Raw genomic sequence first — 21,738 nt, 5'->3', positions numbered from 1 at the left:
GAGGAATATAAAAGAAAAGTTGGTGTGTGAAATTGAAAAATGTATTGAAAAATCGTTCGTTCTTTTTTATGTGGATTGGTAGTGCAATCTCAGAATTAGGAGGGGGGTTCGGAACGTTATGTAATTCAATTCTAGTATATGAGTTAACAGGATCGGAAATGGCTTTAAGTAGTATGTGGCTATTATATTTCATCCCATCACTCATACTGCAATTAATCAGTGGCCCATTTATTGATAAATGGAGTCGGAAGTGGATTATGATTTTTTCACAATGGATACGAGCGTCCGTATTCTTATTACCTTTGATAATGTTAGTTTCCGGTAGTTTAGAAGTTTGGCACATTTATGTTGTTCAAATTGTAGTGGGACTTATTACACCACTTTATACACCTGCAAGTCAAGCAATTACACCGAGCATTGTAGGGAAAGAACAACTTCAAGATGCAAATGCGTACATTGATGGAATGACTCGTCTTATGATGTTTCTTGCGCCAGTATTAGGTGGAGTAGTCATTCATTTGATTGGCACAGAACTTGCGTTATCTTTCGTATGCATTTGTTTATTTGTTAGTGGCACTTTCTTACTTTATATAAAAGAAAATAGAACGTCGCAACCTATCCGGAAAACGTGGCTAGAACAGTTTCTTCACGGTTTTACATATTTTTTCACAAAACCAATCATCGTTTGGCTCGGTATATTTCTAACTTTTGTTCAATTTGGAGTAGGAGTAACAATGGTCACAAACCTTCCTTATATAAAAGATGAGCTATCAGCGGGATATGCGGAATTTGGTTATTTTATGGCCGGATTCCCACTTGGCTATGTAGTTGGATCTATACTAGTCGGAAAAGTAACATATAAAAGCCGGCGTATACTTATGCTTGGAGGATTGTTTATAGGGGGGCTCACATACATTTCGCTAGGGTTCAATCATAGTATTATCATTGCAATAATAGTTGAAGTAATAGCAGGGATTTGTATTGCATTTTTCAATGTTCATAACACAACGATATGCCAACAGTCAGTTCCGAACAATATGATAGGACAAGTATTTTCAGTGCGATTATTTTTCATACGATCCGCTATGCCGTTAGGTGTGTTAGTAGGGGGAATATTGAGTGAAATGTGGGGAGTAAGAGCGCTATACTTTATTATCGGTTCAATTATATGTGTCACTTCTTTAATCGGAATCTTACTCCCATATTTCAAATTTTTAGATGGAGCAGTTGAAGAGAAAACAGCATAATTCGAAAAATCTAAACTTTATAATTGAAAATAATTATCATAATCAACTATAATAGAAGAATAGTAGTATTCGTATTACAATGAAGGAGTGGGATATATGTTTATCGAAACGAAAACATTTACAGTAAAAGAAGGTACATCAAATATAGTTGTAGAACGTTTTACTGGAGAAGGTATTATTGAAAAGTTTGAAGGCTTTATCGACTTGAGTGTTCTTGTGAAAAAAGTAAGACGAGGCGACGAAGAAGTAGTCGTTATGATTCGCTGGGAATCTGAAGAAGCATGGAAAAACTGGGAAACAAGTGAAGAACATTTAGCTGGACATAGAGCGAGCCGTGGTAAACCAAAACCAGATCATATTATTAATGTGGATCACGCAGTTTATTATGTGAAATCATCGAAAGCGGCTTATCAACAGTCGTAATATATAAGTAGAGGATACATGTTGTAGATGCTAACATGTATCCTCTTTTTGTAGTAATGGGGGATGGAAATGATGGAGAGTTTTTCATTCATTACAAATGAAAAACATAAAAAATTGGTACAAACAATTTTAAATGAATATGTATTTAGAGATAAAGTAAATGGATTGATGCTAATTGGATCTGTCGCAAGAGGCGATGCATATCCTGAATCTGATTTAGACTTCTATATTCTTTTAGAAGACGGACAAAAGAAGAAATTTCATTCTGAAACGCGAGAAGGTATTTTGGTTGAATATAAGGGTGCAGATTTTAATCAAATTCAAGTAAACTTTAAAAACAATCCGATGGAACTATACTCATTTCTAGAAGGGAAAATTTTGTTTGATAAAAGCGGTGAGTTAAAAAAGTTAAAGGAAATAGCTACATATGAATTTGAAAACTATCGTGTTTCTAGCGACAAAGTGAAAGGCATTTCTCATTGGTTGCATAGTTCGCTTATTAAAATTCAATCTGCTTTGAAAGCAAATGATGAGTTAAAAGCTTCATACATAGTTCATACGTCAACTTGGACATTGGTAGAAGGAATATGGGCTATTAATAATAAGCCAGTACCTCCAGCTGGATCTGTTTTGAAGTATATTCAAACGTTACCGAATAAGCCAATTCATTTAGATGCGTTACTTAATAAACTATTTTTAGATGATACGAAGGACCGTATTAAAGCAGCAATTGAGTTAATTGAGTGGATGCTTTATAAATAATATTGTTGGTAAATCGATATGTTGTGTTGAATCGTCGATATATCGAGAAAATCGTTGATATAAATTTCATATACTGTATAAGTAGCAACTAAAAGAGTGTAATCTAGTTAAATTTTTAAAATGAAGTTTCATAACAAGGTCTATTTTGCAAAGGAATTGCTTATGCATAAAATAACAATAATGTATCTTAATGCAAAAAAACTAGAGAATCTAGCAGGTTTCCCATATGGTACAGTACGAAACGATTATAAGTAGTACAGTGATATAAATAGGAGGTTACCGCTATGACATCTGTATTTAAAGATATGGCGTTCCAGCTGAAAACGGAACGACTCGACCTGAATATGTGGGAGGAATCCGATGCAGTCTGGCTTAGAGAACTAGTTGGTGAACGTGGAGTTGAAATGCCAACCGTTGAATCTGTTCGTAACGATCTTATTGAGAAGCGCAAGATAGCAGCTGAAAATGGTATTTCTCTTCTCACGATTCGTAGACGAGACGAAGGCGATTTCATCGGTTACTGTGGCTTAATTATCGGTCGTTCCACGCTTGAAGAGCCGGAGATTGCATACGAGTTGTTCCGTAGTGCTCATCGCATGGGTTATGCGACAGAGGCAGCATCAGCGGTATTGGAGGCTGCGATTGCTACGGGGCGCAAAAGACTATGGTCTACTGTAGGCGCTTGGAATACTGCGTCTTTTCGGGTGTTAGAGAAGTTAGGATTTACGCGACATCATAGTACGTTTGGCGAACGCGGTGAGATTGTTTGGAATGTGCGCGATCTATAGATTAAATTCAAAACAATGAAAAACGTAAAAGAAAGCCCATATGTTAGATTACTCAGTAATCTAGCATATGGGCTTTTCCTTTAAATGCAATAGTTTGTTTTAATTTTTTACATCCTCATATAATTGGAGTGCCTCTTTCACATTCAACCCATTTTTCACAATCCCATGTATCGCTTGAATCATCGCAGCTGGATGTTCGGATTGCCATATGTTGCGGCCCATATCTACGCCGATTGCACCTTCTTGCAGGGCGTTATACGTAATGTTTAATGCGTCTTCAATTGAATCTAGTTTTGGGCCGCCCGCGATGACGACTGGGGCAGGGCAAGTGCTTGTAATTTTTTCGAATCCTTCGCAGTAATACGTTTTAATAATGTCAGCACCCATTTCAACGCATACACGGGAAGCAAGTGCTAAAAAGCGAGCTTCACGTTTTTGCAGTTCTTTTGCAACTGCGGTAATGCCAAGTACTGGCAGACCATAATCGTGAGCTTCTGAAACTACATTTGCGAGATTTGTAACTGTTTGTGTTTCATAGTCTGATCCGACGAAAACAGATACGCCGACGCCAATTGCATTTTGTTTTACTGCTTCTTTTACAGGGGTAACAATTGTTTCATTCGCTAAGTCTTTACCGACGACAGTAGCTCCGCCTGATACGCGCATAACCATCGGTGTACTGCAATTTTCAGGAATGCAGGAGTTAAGTACACCTCGCGTTAAAAAGAGGGAATCTGTGTAAGGAAGCAAGTTTTTAACTGTTTCAAGTGGTTGTTCAAGCCCGTGAATTGGTCCTAAAAAGTAGCCGTGATCTATCGCTAACATAACCGCTCTACCATCAGGTAAAATTGTATTTAATCGATTTTTAAATCCCCAAGTCATTCAAAATCACTCCTTCGTTAATGTTGGATTTTCCGTTTGAACAGTATCTTTATTTGGTAAATGTGGTGACTTTATAAAAACCGCTTTAAAAGGTTTGTCAGAATGGTTAATAAGATAGTGAGATTCATGAGGACGAACTTGCAGGACGTCACCTTGTTTCATTGGAACTCTTTCGTTATTTACATAGAAATCTATTTCACCTTCTAATGCATAAAAGACCTCTTCGCACGTCGTATGATAATGGTTTTGAAACTCCTGCCCAGGCTGAATGACAACAAGGCCAAGATCAATATTCGGACCTTGTATTAAATATTTCGGCCCGTTATCACCGAAGCGATAGGAGAAGTCATTTTCATTCGCTTTTAACATACATTCCACTCCTTTATGTAATGTGTTACAGTGCACCAGGCGCAATCCACATATGTGAAGTGAGTCCTTTATCAGCTAAAGCGAGCTGACTGTCATATACAGTTTTCCATGTTTCATAGAACTCTTTATATAGTTCGTGATTTTCAGTTACTGGTTCGAATGTTTGCTCCCACTGTACAAACTCTTCGGCAGTCTCTTCCATAGATGCATATATGCCAGCACCAACTCCTGCAGCAATCGCAGTTCCTAAAGCAGCTGCTTCTTTCACAACAGGTACTTTTACAGGAATACCAAGGACGTCTGATAAAATTTGTGGCCATAGTTTTCCTTTAGCGGCACCACCAGCAAAAACGACTTCAGAAGGGAATGTCCCTGTGAGATTTTCTATTAATTTTAAGTTTCCAAGTGTAACGAAGGCGGCATTTTCTTCAATAGCACGGAACAGTTCTTTTTTTCCACATTTGTCAGCGTCTAAACTTAAATTTAAAAAAGATGGTGCGGCATGACGCCAAGAAATGTAGTTCATAACGTTTGAAAAAGTAGGGATAATGCCATGTGAGCCGACAGGTACGTCTTTTGCTTGTTCTTCTAATAATTCATAAGCATCTACACCGAGTTTGTCAGCAAGTTTCTTTTCCTCTTGGCAAAAAGCGTCTCGAAACCAGCGCATAACGAGGCCTGGAAAAAAGGCAATCGTTTCATATTGCCATAGGTTACGTACGACGTGACAATTTATACGAATCGCAGCATGCGGATCTGGTATTGGCTCAGTAACATTCACTTCTTGTTGCCAAAAACTACCTCCGCATATTAATGTTTGATGTGGTTTCACGACTCCAGTTCCGAGTGATGCCATTTGAGCATCTCCGCCCCCGGCTACAACAGGAATTCCTTCACGTAATCCAGTTAATGCTGCACATTCTTTTGTAACATTACCAATCACAGTGCCAGCTTCATTTACTTTTGGTGAAAATAGTAAAGTTATACCACACTCTTTAGCTACATCGTTATCCCAATTTCTATTTTGTAAATCAAAGATTCCAGACGTACAACCGTTTGAAGGATCAATTTGCAGCACGCCGCTTAGTTTATATAAAATCCAATCGTTTAACATTGTAAAAGAGTGAATAGAATTATAGACGTCGGGTTCATGTTTTTTTATCCAAAGTAGGCGAGGTAAAGCACCTAATGAAAAAGTTTGACCAGACTTTGTATATAAATCTTTTTCAAGATGTGACCGAATTTCTTTTAGTTCACTAACCTCCGCGGATGCACGCCCATCAACATTTGCACACGCCCATATTTCTTGCCCATTTTTATCATATAAAACAAAACCTTCTCGCATACTAGTAGCGCTAACAGCTTGAATGGAAGAGGGCGAGATATTACTTCTTTGTAAAACTTCTTTCGTGCATTGTTGTACCAGCTTCCAATTTTCTATTACATCAAAGTTCATAGAACCAGGGTAACGTGGGTCAGATTTATGAATCCATTCTTTTTGACTTACTGCAATTTGATTACCCTGTAAATCAAAAAGAACTGCTCGTATGCTTCCTGTACCAGCATCGAAAGCTAATAAATGGGACATTAACAATCACCATCCTTTCGTAATAAGGAGAGGGCAGTTTCCTCATCGGTAATTAATGTATGAATAAACTTTCCTTTTAAGGCACCATAAATTGCATCTATCTTTTCTATACCTCCAGCAACACCGACGACATGATTCATATTGCGCAAAATAGAGAGAGGCGTGCCAATTAGACGATTGTGATGCGAGAGCTCTAATAAATTGCCATTTGTATCATAAAACTGTCCTAAAATATCGCCAGCACCGTTTTGACTACGAATATATGTCATCTCACGTAATGTTAATTTTTCTTTTTTTACAATCGTAGCGTCTTGAGATAGTCCTCCAATACCGACAACAGCCGTATGAGCAAGTGAAGCGACATGAAGCATATCTTTTACACTCGGTTCTGATAGAATACTTTGTGCCATTTCGGTTGTAGACGCTAGAAACGGCGTAGGGATAATGTGAAGATCACCTTGCATGTAATGTAAATAGTTTTGTTTTCTCGGGAGATAGTGATTTACTCCGCCTGTTAACGTTACGATTGAGAGATTAATAGAACTTTCGAAATGAATGTTTTCTAGCATTTTGCTAATTGTTTCTCCCCAGCCAATACCGAGTAAATCTCCTTGCTGGAGCTGAGTTTCTAAATATTGTGCAGCAGCTTTTCCGAGAGAATCGTGATAATTGTTTACTGGGGTCGGGATAATAAAAGCATCTTTTAAGTAGAACTTTTTCATTAAGTCACGCTCAATACTTAAACAGTGCAAACCAGTCCCTTTTACGTGAAATGTAACGATACCTTCACTCCGCGCCTTATCTAATAACCGGACGACTTTATTTCTTGAAATATGAAGAAGTGAAGCGATTTCCTGTTGTGTTAATTGGTCCTTATAATAGTACCAAGCTACTTTCGTTAATAAATTCTCTTCAAAGTTCAGCTGAGTCATACTCTTCATCCCTTTCAACAATTGACCACAGCTTAAACATATGTACCATATATTTTGTTTATTCCAGTTGAAGCGATTAATAGTATGTAGAAAAAAGTGTTCTAGATATAAAAAAAGGAATATACAATGCTACAAAACAAGTAGAACAAATAATCATTTTCTCAAAAAATGTTCTGTATAAAGGCAGGTGACATCATGTGGAGAACGTACCTTTATTACAAGTAAAAAAAATGAGTAAGGCGTTTTTAAATCAACTTGTATTAAAAGAAGTGAACATTCAAGTAGAGCGCGGAGATATATACGCATTAGTTGGAGGGAATGGTGCTGGGAAATCAACATTAATGAAAATATTAACGGGGTTATATTCGTATGATGATGGAGAAATATATGTAAAAGGAACGAAGCAACAGTTTTCAAATCCGTCAGAAGCACACCGAAAAGGTATGTATTTAATACCGCAAGAACCGCTCATTTTTCCGCATATGACTATTGAAGAAAATATATGTATCGGGTTAAAAGAAAAGAAAAAGAAATTAAGAGTACAGATTGAGCAATTGATTAACAGTCTAGGGTGGGATATTGACCTTAATGAACTAGGAGGATCATTATCGATTGCGCAACAACAGTTAGTAGAAATTGTGAGAGGATTAATACGAGAAGCCGAGATTCTTATTCTAGATGAGCCAACATCGACATTAACAACTCACGAAATTAAGAGTCTTTTTGTGTTGATGAAAAGTTTACAAGAAAAAGGAATAGGGATGATTTATATTACGCATCGTTTTCCAGAAATCTTTGAAATTGCCAACAAAGTAGCAATACTACGTGATGGAATGATTGTAAGTCAAGGAGATGTATGTGACTATACATATGACATGCTGATGGAAGGGCTATTGCCAAAAGGGTATAAACAGAAAGAGAAAATAGAAGTAGTTCAAGAGACCACAAGGATGAAAAAAATATTAGAAGTGATTGATATAAATGGTCACGCATTCGAAAATATTTCATTCACTGTACATGCTGGTGAGATTGTAGGTATTGCTGGCATTGTTGGATCGGGCAGAACGGAATTAGCAGAAGCGATATTTGGATTGAAAACTGTAAAAACAGGGTCTATTTTATTAGATGGGAAATCAATTGATACATGTTCTTTGCATAAAAGGCTAGACGAAGGACTAGTTTATGTGCCGGAGGATAGGGCGAGGAATGGCATTTTCTCAATTGCTTCTGTTAAAGAAAATATTGCAGCAGCAAGTTTACAGCAAAATAATCGCTTTTTTATAAACCAAGAAAAAGAAAGCGCTTTAGTTAATTCGTTTATAGAACAGTTCCGAATTGTTGTACAGGATATGAATGAAGAACTGGCATCTTTATCAGGAGGTAATCAGCAGAAGGTCGTGCTTGCAAAGTATCTCGCATGTAATCCTAAAGTTATTATTCTGGATGAGCCGACTCGTGGAATTGATGCGAAAGCAAGGCTTGAAGTGTATGAGACGATCGGAAAAATGAAAAGGGAAGGACTCGCAATTTTATTAATCTCTTCAGATGTTGAAGAAATTGTTCAATTAGTAAACCGTGTATATGTAATGAGAAATGGGCGATTTGTTTCTCATATGGAAAAAGAACAACTGAGTGTGAATGAAGTTACACGCCTTGCATACGGAGGTGTAGCGGAATGAAACGCATATTAAAAATGCACGAAACGTCTATCATAACGTTACTACTAATGTATATAGCTATTGTAGGAATGATAAATCCTAGTTTTATTCAATTTAACTCGTTATCTTTAATGATGAAATCTAGCGTTATTTTAGTCGTGTTAGCAATCGGCCAATCGTTCGTCTTATTTACAAAAAATATAGATGTATCAGTTGGTTCAAGCATGGGGTTAAGTGCAGCAGTTTGCGGAATGTTGCTAACAAATGAATATAGTGCATCCTTGTCGATATTTGCTGCTATTATACTTGGGGCCATTATCGGTTTCGTAAATGGTATTGGCGTTGCGAAGTTTCGGGTACCAGCCATTATTATGACATTAGGCATGTTAGGAATTATTAGAGGTGCAATGTTAATTTTCACAGGCGGTAAGTGGATAGAAGATATTCCAAATGATTTTAAGCAGCTGTCATCTATCGTCATTCTTGGTTTACCTATAACTGTATGGTTCGTTCTTATTATTTTACTACTACTATACTTCTTTTTAAGGAAAGTGCCATTTGGAAGATACTTTTACGCGGTAGGTGATAATGAAGATGGCGCGAGACTTATTGGTATACCTGTTAATAAAGTGAAAATATATGCGTTTATAATTTCAGGCATAAGTGCTGCGCTCGCTGGGTGCATATTTGTTATGAATATCGGTTTCGTTCCGAATCAAACGGGTACAGGATTAGAATTACAAGTAATTGCTGCCGCTGTACTAGGAGGCATTCATCTAAAAGGCGGAACAGGATCTTTATTTGGAGCTGCATTAGGAGCGTTATTTTTAGAAACAATAAGCAGCTCACTCGTCTTTTTAAAAATACCAGCATTTTGGAATAATGCTATTTCAGGTTTTTTATTATTACTTATCATCATATTAGATAGTGTTATGAAAAAGTGGAAAGCAGAAAGGAGGATGAATCTATGAAGTATGTATACAGATGGGAAGGGGTTCTAATTGTATTACTTCTTATAGAATTCATCCTTTTTAGTTTGATAAATAGTGATTTCTTAAATATAAGTAATCTCCTTTTTAGTACAAATGATTTCCTATTTATCGCAATTGCGGCGATACCAATGACTTTTGTTATTGTAACAGGAGGAATTGATGTATCGGTCGGCTCAATAATGGGTCTCACTTCGATCTTGATCGGTGTACTTTGGATGAACGGAATATCTATTTTGTTTGCTGTCATAATCGCCCTAATAATTAGTTGTTTAGCAGGCGCTATAAACGGACTCATTATAAAAATGACAGATGTAGAACCACTCGTCGTTACACTCGGAACGATGTTTTTATACGGAGGAATTGCACTCGTCATTTCAGGAGGAGCAGGTGCTTCTGGGTACGAAGGAATAAGCGGTTTACCTGACACATTTGTACAACTGGCAAACGGTAGTTTTATAGGAATACCGAATTTATTATGGCTACTGATCGTATTAACAGTTTTATGTACTGTATTATTTCACCGAACTATATACGGGCGCCATGTAAAATTAACAGGTGCGAACGAGAATACTGCAAAATACACCGGGATTAAAACGAAAAAAGTAGTCATTATCGCTTACATATTTTCCGGGTTAGGAGGTGGATTAGGAGGTGCTTTCTTAACCGCATATTTTGGTTCCGCACGTGCTGATATGGGAAGTGAAACAATTTTACCAATCATTACAGCAGTCGTATTAGGCGGGACACTTATTACGGGGGGAAAAGGAAGTATTATTGGTACTGTACTAGCGAGTATTTTTATTGGGCTCATGCAGTATGGCTTGCAAATGACGGGTTTAACAAATGAACAATCCAATGTAGTAATAGGTATTATCCTTATTCTTTCAGTTATTATGAGACATTTCAAATTACATCAATTCTTAGCGGAGAAAAGAAGGAATTTGCATAAGGGGGAAATGTCATGAAGAAAAAACTAGGGATTGTATTGATTGTATGTATTTGTTTAATCGGTTTAATTGCGTGTTCTAGCCAAACGGCAGATAAGAAAAAGGCTGATGATGTAAAATTTGCATTTATTCCGAAATTAACAGGAGTTGGTTTCTTCACATCGGGTGGTGAAGGGGCAAAAGAGATGGGAGATAAGTTAGGCGTGCAAGTGAAGTATGATGGACCGTCTGAAGCGAGCGTATCAGGGCAAGTAAAGTATATAAATAATTTTATTAACCAAAACTATGAGGCACTTATGGTTTCCTCTACATCAGTTGATGGTTTATCGCAATCACTACAACGTGCTAAGAAAAAAGGAATGACTGTCTTAACGTGGGATTCTGATGTGAATCCGAAAGACCGTTCCTTTTATATTAGCCAAGGAACACCAGACCAACTTGCTAATTTATTAATAGAAATGACCTCAAAGCAAATTGGAGATAAAGGAAAAGTAGCATTTTTTTATTCTAGCCCAACAGTAACAGATCAAAACCAATGGGTAACGAAAGCGAAAGAAATTATTAAAGAGAAATATCCGAACTGGGAAATTGTAACGACGCAGTACGGTGAAAATAATGCGCAAAAGTCTCTGTCAGTAGGGGAGAATATTTTAAAAACGTACCCTGATATTAATGCGGTCATTTGTCCAGATGCAACGGCACTTCCGGCAATGGCACAAGCAGCTGAAAATTTAAAAATGGATAAAAAGGTTGTCGTAACTGGCTTCTCTACACCAAACGTTATGCGTGATTACGTAAAACGAGGAACTGTACAACAATTCGGATTATGGGACGTAAAACAACAAGGTGCACTCGCAACGTATGTAGCAAATGAAATTGTTGTAAAAGGGAAGAAGTTAAAAGTAGGGGATAGCTTCGAAGTAAAAGGAATTGGAAAAGTGAAAGTAGAGCCAAACTCCATTCAAGGATATGATTATGAGGCAGAAGGAAACGGAATTATCGTATTGCCAGAGCGAGTTGTATTTACAAAGGATAATATTGAAAAATATAATTTCTAGTAACGAAAAAACGTCCGAATGTATCGGACGTTTTTATTTCTTCATTAATTATGAACTGTTTCTTTTTCATTTAATCCAAGGGTACGACCTGTAGAAGTGTGAAGGTCTTGGAATAATCTTGGATTTTCTGTTAATGAAATGCCGTAAGAAGGAATCATTTCTTTTATTTTTCCTTCCCATTCTACCATTCGACTTGGGAAACATTTTTCTAATACTTCAAGCATAACATGAACGGCAGTAGAAGCACCCGGTGAAGCACCTAGTAATGCTGCGATTGATCCATCAGCCGCACTAACAACTTCTGTACCGAATTGAAGTGTTCCTTTACCGCCAGCATCAGTATCTTTAATTACTTGTACACGCTGACCAGCAACTACAATATCCCAATCTTCACTTTTCGCGTTCGGAATGAATTCGCGTAATTCTTCCATACGTTTTTCGTGTGATAACATAACTTGCTGAATTAAGTATTTTGTTAGTCCCATTTCTTTTACACCAGCAGCTAACATCGTTAAGACGTTATTTGGTTTTACAGAACCAATTAAGTCAAGGTTTGAACCAGTTTTTAAGAACTTAGGAGAGAACCCTGCGAATGGTCCGAACAGTAAAGCTTTTTTGTTGTCTATATATCTCGTATCTAGATGAGGTACAGACATTGGCGGAGCGCCAACTTTAGCTTTACCGTATACTTTCGCATGATGTTGCTCTACAACTTTTTGGTTTTTACATACCATAAATAGTCCACTTACCGGGAATCCACCAATATGTTTTGATTCAGGGATACCAGTCTTTTGAAGTAGGGGTAGGCTACCGCCACCGCCGCCGATAAAGACGAATTTAGCAGTGTGATGCTCAATTTTACCACTATTCATATCGTGTACTTTCACTTCCCACAAACCATTTTTCGTGCGTTTAATGTTTTCGACACTATGTTTGTAGTTTAGCTCGACATTTTTCGTTTTTAAGTAATCAAACAACATTCGTGTTAATGCACCAAAATTAACATCTGTTCCAGAGTCAATTTTCGTTGCCGCCATAGGCTCATTAGATGTACGACCTTCCATAATGAGTGGAAGCCATTTTTTTAATGTTTCAGGAGAATCGGAAAACTCCATTCCTTGAAACAGCGGATTTTTTGAAAGCGCTTCAAAACGGTTTTTTAGAAACTGCACATTTTTTTCACCTTGTACTAAACTCATATGAGGTAGAGGCATAATAAAATCTTGTGGATTACGAATTAATTTGCTTTTTACAAGATATGCCCAAAATTGTCTTGAAAGCTGGAATTGCTCATTCACTTTTACAGCCTTACTAATATCTATAGATCCGTCAGATTTTTCGGAAGTATAGTTCAGTTCGCATAGCGCAGAATGCCCTGTACCTGCATTATTCCATTCATTAGAGCTTTCTTCCCCGGCACTTGCGAGTTTTTCAAAAACTTTAATTTCCCATTCTGGTGCTAATTCTTTTAGCAATGAGCCTAACGTTGCACTCATAATTCCTGCACCAATTAAGATAACGTCTGTTTTTTGCTGCATGTTGCTCATGATAATCTCTCCATCCCCTATATTGGCAAAAAAGAGTAGGTGTTTACTGTGTCTAAGCCGTAAAAAGAAAACACCGCCTAGGCCCCACCTAGGTATTTACCTTTTTTGTCTCAATTATATAACCATCTCATACTCTATTATAATAATTAATAGACTAAAATATCTAGTGTTATCTGATAATTTTAAACTATTTAACGTTTTATTCGCCAAAAATCTTATTTAACAAGCTCTTTTAAGGTGATAAATAGAAAAAAATTACAGTTTGAAATTATCTCGAAAAAGCTTACGTATCCAAAAGTGGGTAGAAAGGATACCTTTTTATGGGACTTTTTTCAAAACCTATTGTATGATTATTCTGAAAGTTAAAAGGAGGGATACACATGCGTACACAAGAACAAATCGCAAACTTATTTGGAAATTTTTCAATAAAGGAATGTAAAGGGTCAAGTGACTTATATGAATATTTATCAATGAAAATTGCTGAAGATGAGGAAGTACTTACACTATCGTCCTATGCTCAGGTAGGTCAACCAGTCCCAAACTTATTATTAGGTGCAGTACATTATTTATTGTTAGCAGGGAAAGAACATCATGTAAAAACGTATTATAGTAGCTTAGTTGAACATGCTAATACGGATTTAGATCAAGCTTTTGATCATTTTAAAGATTTCTGTAAAATGTACAGAGAAGAAATGATTAATTTATTACAAACGAAACTCGTTCAAACGAATGAAGTAAGACGATGTGCGTACTTATATCCAAGTTTCAGTTACATATTTAACAAAGTGAATAAACCGTTAGCGTTAATAGAAATTGGGACAAGTTCTGGATTACAATTATTTTGGGACCAATATAGCTATTCGTACGGTACAGATGAAACATACGGAAATATAAACTCGAATGTACATGTAACTTCTGAAATAAGAGGGGAGAATGTGCCTCATTTATTAAAAGAAAGTCCACCTGTCGTAGAAAGAATTGGACTAGATTTACATGTAAACGATTTACATAGTGATGAAGATTATTTATGGCTACGTGCACTCATTTGGCCAGAACATAAAGAAAGGCTTGAACTGTTTGACAAAGCTGCATCTTTAGTAAAAAATAAATCTGTTCAATTAATAGAAGGAGACGGTGTAGAGTTATTACCATCTATTATTGAACAAATAAGTGAAGATGCTGTTATCTGCATTTTCCATACACACGTCGCCAATCAAATACCAGAACAAGTAAAACGTAAGCTGGAAAAACAAATCCAAGAAATCGGTGCAAAGCGTGATGTATTCCATCTTTATAACAACATGTGGGACCGGGACCTTCATATTGATTATTATATTAACGGAAACGAATATCGTGAAACGGTTGGAGAAACAGAAGGGCATGGGAGATGGTTTAGCTGGAAACTTGGGAATGAGATGCTTTGTTAATATTTGAGAAATTTTTATTTTCAAGAAATTAGATAATGAAATTCCAGAAAATGAAAGTGACTAGTTACTTTCATTTTTCTTTTGTGATAATATGTTAGTAATTACTTACTTACATATTGAATGGAGGAATAAAAATGGGGAAATTAACAGCACGAGAAAAAGTTATGGAAGCTGCTACGCTATTATTCGGGGAAAAGGGGTATACAGCGACAACCATTCGTGAAGTGGCAGAAAAAGCAGGAGTAAGCGAATTAACGATATTCCGTAATTTTAAAAATAAGGAAAATCTTTTTAGGGAGAGTATTATTTTACGGACGACACCAGTTGCTTTGCTAGAGGAAATAGAAGAGCAATTTACTGGTGATTTACATAAGGACCTTACGAAAGTGGCGGAAACATATATTCAAACCAATTTACCAAAGCTAAATTATATTTGGGCTGCGTTAATAGAATCAAGACAAAATAGTGAAATGAAAGCATTACTACATGAGTTGAATTCACATCTAGTGAATCACTTAGAAAGATATTTAAAGCAACTTGGTGAGAGGGGACACATTTCCAACTGTAATTACCGTTTGATAGCGAATATGTTTTATGGACAACTGTTTTTATACATTATGAATGTAAGTATATCGGAAGAAGAAATTCAATTAGAAGAGTATATAGAGACATGTGTAAATTTATTTATGAATGGGATTTTAAATAAATAAAACGAATAAGGGTGGCAGAAATGAGGAATATATTTGCATTAATAGCTTTAATTGCAGGTTTTTTTATGGCAATTTTAGATTCGAATATTGTGAATATTGCATTACCAGAAATGACAAAGACATTTCATACTTCAATTGATACAATTTCTTGGGTTGCTAATAGTTATAATGTTGCCTTTGTATCGTTTGTATTAATTGCAGCACGCCTGGCGGATCAGTTTGGTCGCAAGAAACTGTATATTATTGGTTTATTGGGGTTTTCTGTTAGTTCATTTATGTGTGGTATAGCCAATTCTTTTCATATATTAGTAGCTTTTAGGATAATACAAGGAATTTCCGCCGCAGTTATCGTACCAGTTGCTATGCCATTAGGCCTTAATTTAGTACCGAAAGAGAAACAAGGTATGATAGGAGGCATCATGGGAGCTTTTGGGGGATTAGCAGCGGCAATTGGCCCTTCACTTGGAGGTGTTTTAACTGACAAATTAAATTGGAGTTGGGTGTTTTTTATTAATATACCAGTGGGTATATTATCTTTCATCTTCGTGATTCTTTGTATTAAGGAATCGTATGATCATGCTACAAGCTCTAAAATAGATTGGGCAGGGATGATTACTTCTGCATCTGCACTATGCTTACTCGTATATGCACTCATACAAGTAAATACAAATCATTTAAGCACGATAAGATTAATACTTCTTTTTATGCTCTCATTCATAGGTTTTATATTATTTTTTATCATTGAAAAGAAAAGTGAAAATCCAATGTTGCCATTAAGAATATTCACAAATAAAGAGTTCTCAATCTCGAATTTTTCTTTATTCTTTGTTGGAATGGGACTAATGAACTTTTTATTTATACTTGCTTTTTATTTTGTTCAAGTAGAAGGTATGTCTGAATTACAGTCAGGTTTAATAATTAGCACGCTAGCGATTGTTTCGATGCTTGTTACAGCAATAGTAACACCACTTGCAGCAAAGCGGGGAAGTTCATTAATAGGTAGTATAGGGCTATTAACATTTATCGTAGCGTCATATTTATTTAGTCAAATAGATTCAAACTTTACTACATGGGATTATATTTGGAGGCTAATAATCGTTGGAATTGGAACTGGGTGCACATTAGCACCATATACAACAACGGCAGTTTTAAGTGTGCCTATTGAAAAGTCAGGTGTTGCTGCAAGTATTTGTAATATTTCAAGAACAGTTGGAAGTATTGTTGGGGTTGCGATACTTGTGATGTTTCTGAATCATCAATTGTTAGTTGAAAAAGAGAAGGTAAATAGGGAAGTAGTAACTGTGATTAAAAAAAGTGATTTGTCAAATTTAGAAAGGGGGGAAGTACTGCAAGCGGTAAATAAAAAACAGCAAATCATCTTAAAATCTGATGGAGAGCGAAAAATTTACAAACAAGTAAAGGAGGAATATCAGCAAGGAATAATTCGTAGTTATAATTTAGCATTTTTAATGGGCGCAACTATATTTTTTATCGCATTTATTTTTAATATAGGAAGAGTCTTATTAGAGAAGAAAAGAAGAGGATCGTTTGAATAAAGAAAAAGGCTGTGCGTCATATAGAGCACAGCCTTTTTATAGTGATATGTATTTAATCAAAACCCAGGTAATCCATCAACCTCACAAATTTTCTTGGATGTAAAACTTATATTTAGTAAAATTTTGCGCGAGGGGATGTTGTTCGGACCAATAATTACAATATAGTTTTGGCATAGTATTCCTCCAAACTAAAATTTTTTTTGGTCGTCAGAAAAGATTGTCTTTAACACTATTACTTACACTACCATAACCGTTGTTTTCAGTAAAACACGCTCCATCTAATGTAAGATTCCCTGAATGTTGTAATGTATTAAAAGTTCATTGGTACGCTCATTACTAAGTCGTAACATGTCATATATGTATTTTTGGCTATATTGAGGATAGGTTGGTTTTATATATGTTTTAGTAATTGAAAGAAAACTATTAAGTATGAAGAAGGGGATAAAACGTTTATAGGGGATATAGAAAGTTATAATATATAGAATTAGAAATAAGAATTTGATAGTATTGGAGTAAGGAGTTTTAATAACAGTATATTAAGTCGTATTAATATATCTGTTGTGAATGCTTTCATTAAATCTCTTATTTTAATGGGAGTATTTGATAGAATTCAAAAAATATAATGGAGGTTAATATGAAAAAAGTAATTGGCGCAGCAACAGCAACTGTTTTCGGATTGGGAGCATTTACTACAACTGCTACTGCAGAAACGATCGTAACAGCAGATGTACTCAACGTACGTGAAAAACCGACTACAGAATCAAAAGTGGTCGAAAAAGTAAAAAACGGGGAAGAGTTAAAAGTCATCAATACCGAAGATGGCTGGTCAAAAATTGAGTTAAATGGTAAAGAAGTATTTGTAAGCTCGGAGTTTACGAAAGATATTTACCATGTAACAGCAGATTTGTTAAATGTACGTTCTGAATCAAACACAGAATCAAAAATTCTTGGCAGACTGAAAAAAGATGATGTAATTGAATCAACGAAGCAAGTAAAAGACGGATGGCTACAATTTGAGTATAAGGGAAAAACAGCTTATGTAAATGCTTCTTTCTTATCAAGTAAAGCACCAATTGAAAAAAAGGCTGACGAGAAAACGAAGCAAGTAGCGAAAGTACAAAAATCGGTGAAAGCTAAGGAAGAAGCTAAAACACAGAAGATAACAAAGGCAAAAGAAACAATAAAACCTAAGGAAGAAGTGAAAGTGCAAGAAGTAGCGAAACCTAAGGAAGAAGTGAAAGTGCAAGAAGTAGCGAAACCTAAGGAAGAAGTGAAAGTGCAAGAAGTAGCGAAACCTAAGGAAGAAGTGAAAGTACAAGAAGTAGCGAAACCTAAGGAAGAAGTGAAAGTACAAGAAGTAGCGAAACCTAAGGAAGAAGTGAAAGTGCAAGAAGTAGCGAAACCTAAGGAAGAAGTGAAAGTGCAAGAAGTAGCGAAACCTAAGGAAGAAGTGAAAGTGCAAGAAGTAGTAAAACCTAAGGAAGAAGTGAAAGTGCAAGAAGTAGCGAAACCTAAGGAAGAAGTGAAAGTGCAAGAAGTAGTAAAACCTAAGGAAGAAGCAAAGGCACAAGAGATAGCAAAGGCTAAGGAAGAAGCAAAAGCGCAAGAAATAGCCAAAGCTAAGGAAGAGGCGAAAGCACGAGAAATAGCAAAGGCTAAGGAAGAAGCAAAAGCGCAAGAAATAGCCAAAGCTAAGGAAGAGGCGAAAGCACGAGAAATAGCAAAGGCTAAGGAAGAAGCGAAAGAACGAGAAATAGCCAAAGCCAAGGAAGAAGCAAAAGCACGAGAAGCACTAAAGGCAAAAGAAGAGTCTAAAAATAACGCGCAGTCTGCTAAACGTGAATTAACGGTGGTGGCGACAGCATATACTGCTGATCCGAGTGAGAATGGTACATATGGTGGACGCGTTTTAACTGCGATGGGGCATGATTTAACGGCTAATCCAAATATGAGAATTATCGCAGTAGATCCGAAAGTAATCCCATTAGGATCTAAAGTATGGGTAGAAGGTTATGGAGAAGCAATCGCTGGAGATACCGGAAGTGCAATTAAAGGTAATCGCATTGATGTATTAATGGGTTCAAAAAGTAAAGCGATGAATTGGGGAAGACAAACAGTTAAAGTGAAGATTTTATAATAAATCTAGAATATAACATAATGAAAATAAGGCTGACATATTCTGTCGGTCTTATTTTCATACCATCACATCATTAAGAATTGCATCAAATATATCTTTTTGTGTGAAGTTATCTGTAAAAATAGTTTCTCTAGTAACTTCAATTGTATCGTGCGGATTATACCATTTTTGTAGGGAATCCTCACCAAATTCATGCCGCTTTTCCCTTGTGTTATGTCGTCGAATCGTTTCTTTTAACGATAAATCAAAGTAATATGTATACGCGTTTCCTTCAAAAAAATGTATTAATTCTTTCAGCATATCACCGTATCTACGACTGTTTAAAATACCTTCTAAAATAACAAACTCACATTTCTCTTTTCCGTACTTTGTAATTTCAAATAGTAAATCGTGTGATAAATTACCGATCGTGTCGTGTACTCTAAGCATATCTCTACGTACAACATCCTGTGATACTAAAAGTGTGCCTTGTCCGAAATGTTCTTGTAGTTGCTTTGCGATTGTTGTTTTACCACTTGCGGAGTTTCCTCTAAGGATGATTAATGTTGATTTTATAGGATTAGACATAATGTATTCCCCCAACGTGAATGATTATATAGAAAATTTTAACAAATGAAACGTAGAAAGTGTATAATTAATATGATGTAAATAAAAAAGGTGGGGCGAAATGGAAGCGAAATTAAATAAGGCGCAGCCAATTTGGAAACGAACATGGTTTCGCTATCTTGGGGTATTTATAATTGTACAATTGTTGTTTATTATTTGTGAAGTAACTGCATGGGCACCAAACTTTAGACCTGGCGGAGAATTCTTTAATAGAGTATTAAATTCTCAATTTTTCACAGAATGGTTCACTCCATATGAAATTCCTCATTTTAATGTGTTTACAGCATTTTTTGCCATTACATTGTTACCATACGCACTAATAGGTGTAATGAAAGATTTCACTACAAGAAAAAATATAAAGAATTAAAAAGAGGTACTATATGTTATTTCAAAAAGATAATGTATCGGTTAGGTACGTAGTAGAAGAGGATGCACCAATCATTTCAAAATGGTTAACAGACCAAGAAGTACTTCAATATTACGAAGGACGAGATAACCCGCAATCAGTAGAAATGGTACTGGAGCATTTTATACATAATCCAAATAGTCATGAAAAAAGATGCTTAATAGAGTTTGATGGTGTGCCGATCGGTTATATTCAAATGTATCCAGTTGATTCGGAGTGGAAAACTTTATATAGCTATGAAGCATCACAAAATGTATGGGGGATGGATCAATTTATTGGAGAACCAACTTATTGGGGAAAAGGAATTGGAACAAAATTTGTTAAGGCCGCAATTACATACATTTTGAGCGAAATAGGAGCAGAAGCAATCGCAATGGACCCGAAAGTAAATAATGAACGTGCAATAAAGTGTTATGAAAAATGTGGATTTAAAAAGGTGAAGATTTTAAAGGAACATGAACTGCATGAAGGGGTATTAGAAGATTGTTGGATGATGGAATATAAATAAAAGGGAGCTGCGCGATATGAAAAAAGCATTAATAGTAATCGATGTACAAGCAGGTATGTATACAGCGGGAATGCCAGTACATAATGGGGAAAAGTTTTTAGAGACATTACAAGAGCTTATTGAGAAATGCCGTTCAAATGATATTCCGGTAATTTATGTGCAACATAATGGACCGAAAGACCATCCGTTAGAAAAAGGTACAGACGGGTGGAAAATCCATGCGGCAATTGCTCCACTAGAAGGGGAGTGTGTGGTTGAAAAAACGACTCCAGATTCATTCCACAAGACGAACCTAAAAGAAGTATTGCAAGACAAGGGAATCGATCATGTTATCATTTCAGGAATGCAAACGGAGTACTGTGTGGATACGACAACGCGAAGAGCGTTTAGTGAAGGGTATAAAGTAACGTTAGTGAGCGATGCACATAGTACGTTTGATACAGAGGTGTTACGTGCTGAAGACATTGTGAAGCATCATAACGTAGTGTTTGGAGCGTTTGCTAATGTTGTTACGTTAAAAGATTTGAAAGAAACTGTCTCTAAATAAGAGGCAGTTTTTTATTAGAGGAAATCGTGTCAAATAATGTCGGTAAGTCGATATCCTTTGTCGAAACGTCGATATATTGCAATAATCGTTGATATATTTGAAAAATCGTTCATATAATTTCACGTACCATAATGAAAACACAAAAAAGGAGCACCACATAATTAAAAAGGGCGCTCCTGTATCAAAATATTACTTCTTCTTATCTTTATCCAATATATTCTGTTCTTCCGCAAACTCCGTACCATATGCGAAGCGACGATTAATACGAATATTATCGTTGTGGTGCTTTGTATGAGAGTTAGAGAAGCGATGAACGATTACTTCTGATAATGTGAAGACAATTGCGGAAAGGATGCTTCCCCATGCAATTTGCATGTAGTTGTCTAATAAAATATTACCGAAAATCCATACGCTTAAATACGTTAGTAAGAAATCCGACATAATAGCACCGGTATTACCGATTCGATTTAATATGATTTTATCAACGAACATATAAGATACGATTGTAACAAAGAGACTGAACGAAATAATTTGGACGAACGTTGCTGGGAAAAATAAAGCGAGTCCGATACTAAATGCGATAATGCACGATATAAACTTGATAAGCACTACTGTGAAATCATTCAAAATTTACACCTCCGTTTTATC

General features: G+C 36.1%; 22 protein-coding genes and 1 pseudogene. 15 read left to right on the top strand and 8 right to left on the bottom strand.

Features of this window, described 5'->3' with window-relative positions:
- The first annotated feature begins 26 nt into the window (after window positions 1-26).
- The 4 genes from PQF83_RS08910 to PQF83_RS08895 all read left to right on the top strand — a co-directional run bounded on the left by PQF83_RS08910 (window position 27) and on the right by PQF83_RS08895 (window position 3,220).
- Window positions 27-1,247 carry an MFS transporter gene (locus PQF83_RS08910; protein ID WP_000769371.1) on the top strand — a complete coding sequence of 407 codons (1,221 nt, stop codon included), beginning with the start codon at window positions 27-29 and terminating at the stop codon, window positions 1,245-1,247.
- 96 nt (window positions 1,248-1,343) lie between these two features.
- A complete protein-coding gene (gene hmoA / locus PQF83_RS08905) occupies window positions 1,344-1,670 on the top strand; it encodes a heme-degrading monooxygenase HmoA (RefSeq protein WP_000469503.1) in 327 nt (108 codons plus the stop codon).
- A gap of 69 nt (window positions 1,671-1,739) precedes the next feature.
- Window positions 1,740-2,432, top strand: coding sequence for a nucleotidyltransferase domain-containing protein (locus PQF83_RS08900; protein ID WP_002163617.1), 693 nt, complete (start codon window positions 1,740-1,742; stop codon window positions 2,430-2,432).
- A gap of 284 nt (window positions 2,433-2,716) precedes the next feature.
- Complete coding sequence (locus tag PQF83_RS08895; RefSeq protein WP_000204931.1) at window positions 2,717-3,220, top strand: GNAT family N-acetyltransferase; 504 nt, start codon at window positions 2,717-2,719, stop codon at window positions 3,218-3,220.
- A gap of 99 nt (window positions 3,221-3,319) precedes the next feature.
- On the opposite strand, the gene lsrF is transcribed toward PQF83_RS08895, so the two are convergent.
- From lsrF to PQF83_RS08875, 4 genes are read right to left on the bottom strand one after another with little or no spacing between them, the layout of a single operon-like run.
- The gene (gene lsrF, locus PQF83_RS08890; RefSeq protein WP_000219760.1) at window positions 3,320-4,102 is read right to left on the bottom strand and encodes a 3-hydroxy-5-phosphonooxypentane-2,4-dione thiolase; all 783 of its coding nucleotides are present in this window, start codon (window positions 4,100-4,102) and stop codon (window positions 3,320-3,322) included.
- Between the two features lie 6 nt (window positions 4,103-4,108).
- Window positions 4,109-4,471: a cupin domain-containing protein gene (locus tag PQF83_RS08885; RefSeq protein ID WP_000909989.1), complete on the bottom strand. Its 363-nt coding sequence runs from the start codon at window positions 4,469-4,471 to the stop codon at window positions 4,109-4,111.
- 25 nt (window positions 4,472-4,496) lie between these two features.
- The gene (gene lsrK, locus PQF83_RS08880; protein WP_000018831.1) at window positions 4,497-6,059 is read right to left on the bottom strand and encodes an autoinducer-2 kinase; all 1,563 of its coding nucleotides are present in this window, start codon (window positions 6,057-6,059) and stop codon (window positions 4,497-4,499) included.
- Window positions 6,059-6,991, bottom strand: a complete 933-nt coding sequence (locus tag PQF83_RS08875; protein WP_000192720.1) for a sugar-binding transcriptional regulator — start codon at window positions 6,989-6,991, stop codon at window positions 6,059-6,061. The genes lsrK and PQF83_RS08875 overlap by 1 nt, the downstream gene beginning before the upstream one ends.
- A gap of 197 nt (window positions 6,992-7,188) precedes the next feature.
- Between PQF83_RS08875 and PQF83_RS08870 the strand changes: the two genes are divergently transcribed.
- From PQF83_RS08870 to lsrB, 4 genes are read left to right on the top strand one after another with little or no spacing between them, the layout of a single operon-like run.
- Window positions 7,189-8,670 carry a sugar ABC transporter ATP-binding protein gene (locus tag PQF83_RS08870; protein ID WP_000432606.1) on the top strand — a complete coding sequence of 494 codons (1,482 nt, stop codon included), beginning with the start codon at window positions 7,189-7,191 and terminating at the stop codon, window positions 8,668-8,670.
- Window positions 8,667-9,620 carry an ABC transporter permease subunit gene (locus PQF83_RS08865; RefSeq protein ID WP_000821672.1) on the top strand — a complete coding sequence of 318 codons (954 nt, stop codon included), beginning with the start codon at window positions 8,667-8,669 and terminating at the stop codon, window positions 9,618-9,620. Before PQF83_RS08870 ends, PQF83_RS08865 begins: the two co-directional genes overlap by 4 nt.
- Window positions 9,617-10,606 carry an ABC transporter permease gene (locus PQF83_RS08860; RefSeq protein WP_000878506.1) on the top strand — a complete coding sequence of 330 codons (990 nt, stop codon included), beginning with the start codon at window positions 9,617-9,619 and terminating at the stop codon, window positions 10,604-10,606. Before PQF83_RS08865 ends, PQF83_RS08860 begins: the two co-directional genes overlap by 4 nt.
- Window positions 10,603-11,646 carry an autoinducer 2 ABC transporter substrate-binding protein LsrB gene (gene lsrB / locus PQF83_RS08855; protein ID WP_000727733.1) on the top strand — a complete coding sequence of 348 codons (1,044 nt, stop codon included), beginning with the start codon at window positions 10,603-10,605 and terminating at the stop codon, window positions 11,644-11,646. The genes PQF83_RS08860 and lsrB overlap by 4 nt, the downstream gene beginning before the upstream one ends.
- Before the next feature lie 44 nt (window positions 11,647-11,690).
- On the opposite strand, the gene PQF83_RS08850 is transcribed toward lsrB, so the two are convergent.
- Window positions 11,691-13,193: a malate:quinone oxidoreductase gene (locus tag PQF83_RS08850; protein WP_000069168.1), complete on the bottom strand. Its 1,503-nt coding sequence runs from the start codon at window positions 13,191-13,193 to the stop codon at window positions 11,691-11,693.
- Window positions 13,194-13,573: 380 nt separating this feature from the next.
- Between PQF83_RS08850 and PQF83_RS08845 the strand changes: the two genes are divergently transcribed.
- The 3 genes from PQF83_RS08845 (at window position 13,574) to PQF83_RS08835 (ending at window position 16,886) form a co-directional block, all read left to right on the top strand.
- On the top strand, window positions 13,574-14,620 hold the full coding sequence (locus PQF83_RS08845) for a DUF2332 domain-containing protein (RefSeq protein ID WP_001260232.1): 1,047 nt from the start codon (window positions 13,574-13,576) through the stop codon (window positions 14,618-14,620).
- Between the two features lie 134 nt (window positions 14,621-14,754).
- On the top strand, window positions 14,755-15,330 hold the full coding sequence (locus PQF83_RS08840) for a TetR/AcrR family transcriptional regulator (protein ID WP_000517414.1): 576 nt from the start codon (window positions 14,755-14,757) through the stop codon (window positions 15,328-15,330).
- A gap of 20 nt (window positions 15,331-15,350) precedes the next feature.
- Window positions 15,351-16,886 carry an MFS transporter gene (locus tag PQF83_RS08835; protein ID WP_001244248.1) on the top strand — a complete coding sequence of 512 codons (1,536 nt, stop codon included), beginning with the start codon at window positions 15,351-15,353 and terminating at the stop codon, window positions 16,884-16,886.
- 56 nt (window positions 16,887-16,942) lie between these two features.
- Here the strand turns inward: PQF83_RS08835 and PQF83_RS08830 are convergent.
- Window positions 16,943-17,041 (bottom strand): annotated as a pseudogene (locus PQF83_RS08830) (GNAT family N-acetyltransferase); the annotation flags it as partial.
- A 479-nt stretch (window positions 17,042-17,520) separates the two neighbouring features.
- Here PQF83_RS08830 and entB point away from each other — a divergent pair.
- A complete protein-coding gene (gene entB, locus PQF83_RS08825; RefSeq protein WP_272792295.1) occupies window positions 17,521-19,023 on the top strand; it encodes a cell wall-binding protein EntB in 1,503 nt (500 codons plus the stop codon).
- 57 nt (window positions 19,024-19,080) lie between these two features.
- On the opposite strand, the gene PQF83_RS08820 is transcribed toward entB, so the two are convergent.
- Window positions 19,081-19,590, bottom strand: a complete 510-nt coding sequence (locus PQF83_RS08820) for a kinase (protein WP_000070089.1) — start codon at window positions 19,588-19,590, stop codon at window positions 19,081-19,083.
- A 100-nt stretch (window positions 19,591-19,690) separates the two neighbouring features.
- Between PQF83_RS08820 and PQF83_RS08815 the strand changes: the two genes are divergently transcribed.
- Genes PQF83_RS08815 through PQF83_RS08805 form a run of 3 tightly spaced genes read left to right on the top strand, consistent with a single transcriptional unit; the run spans window position 19,691 to window position 21,090 of the window.
- Complete coding sequence (locus tag PQF83_RS08815) at window positions 19,691-19,996, top strand: YfzA family protein (RefSeq protein WP_000387606.1); 306 nt, start codon at window positions 19,691-19,693, stop codon at window positions 19,994-19,996.
- A 13-nt stretch (window positions 19,997-20,009) separates the two neighbouring features.
- Window positions 20,010-20,543 (top strand): GNAT family N-acetyltransferase, encoded by a 534-nt coding sequence (locus PQF83_RS08810; protein WP_000898758.1) that lies wholly within the window; start codon window positions 20,010-20,012, stop codon window positions 20,541-20,543.
- 16 nt (window positions 20,544-20,559) lie between these two features.
- The gene (locus tag PQF83_RS08805) at window positions 20,560-21,090 is read left to right on the top strand and encodes a cysteine hydrolase family protein (RefSeq protein WP_000709526.1); all 531 of its coding nucleotides are present in this window, start codon (window positions 20,560-20,562) and stop codon (window positions 21,088-21,090) included.
- Between the two features lie 189 nt (window positions 21,091-21,279).
- Here the strand turns inward: PQF83_RS08805 and PQF83_RS08800 are convergent, their stop codons facing one another.
- Entirely contained in the window at window positions 21,280-21,717 is a 438-nt protein-coding gene (locus PQF83_RS08800) for a YndM family protein (RefSeq protein WP_000997701.1), read from the bottom strand.
- Window positions 21,718-21,738: the final 21 nt, after the last annotated feature.

It is taken from the genome of Bacillus sp. FF-1 (genome assembly GCF_028548245.1).
Lineage (GTDB): Bacteria > Bacillota > Bacilli > Bacillales > Bacillaceae_G > Bacillus_A > Bacillus_A paranthracis.
The sequence above is the reverse complement of the archived record's forward strand: the minus strand, read 5'-3'. Positions and strand labels throughout refer to the sequence as shown.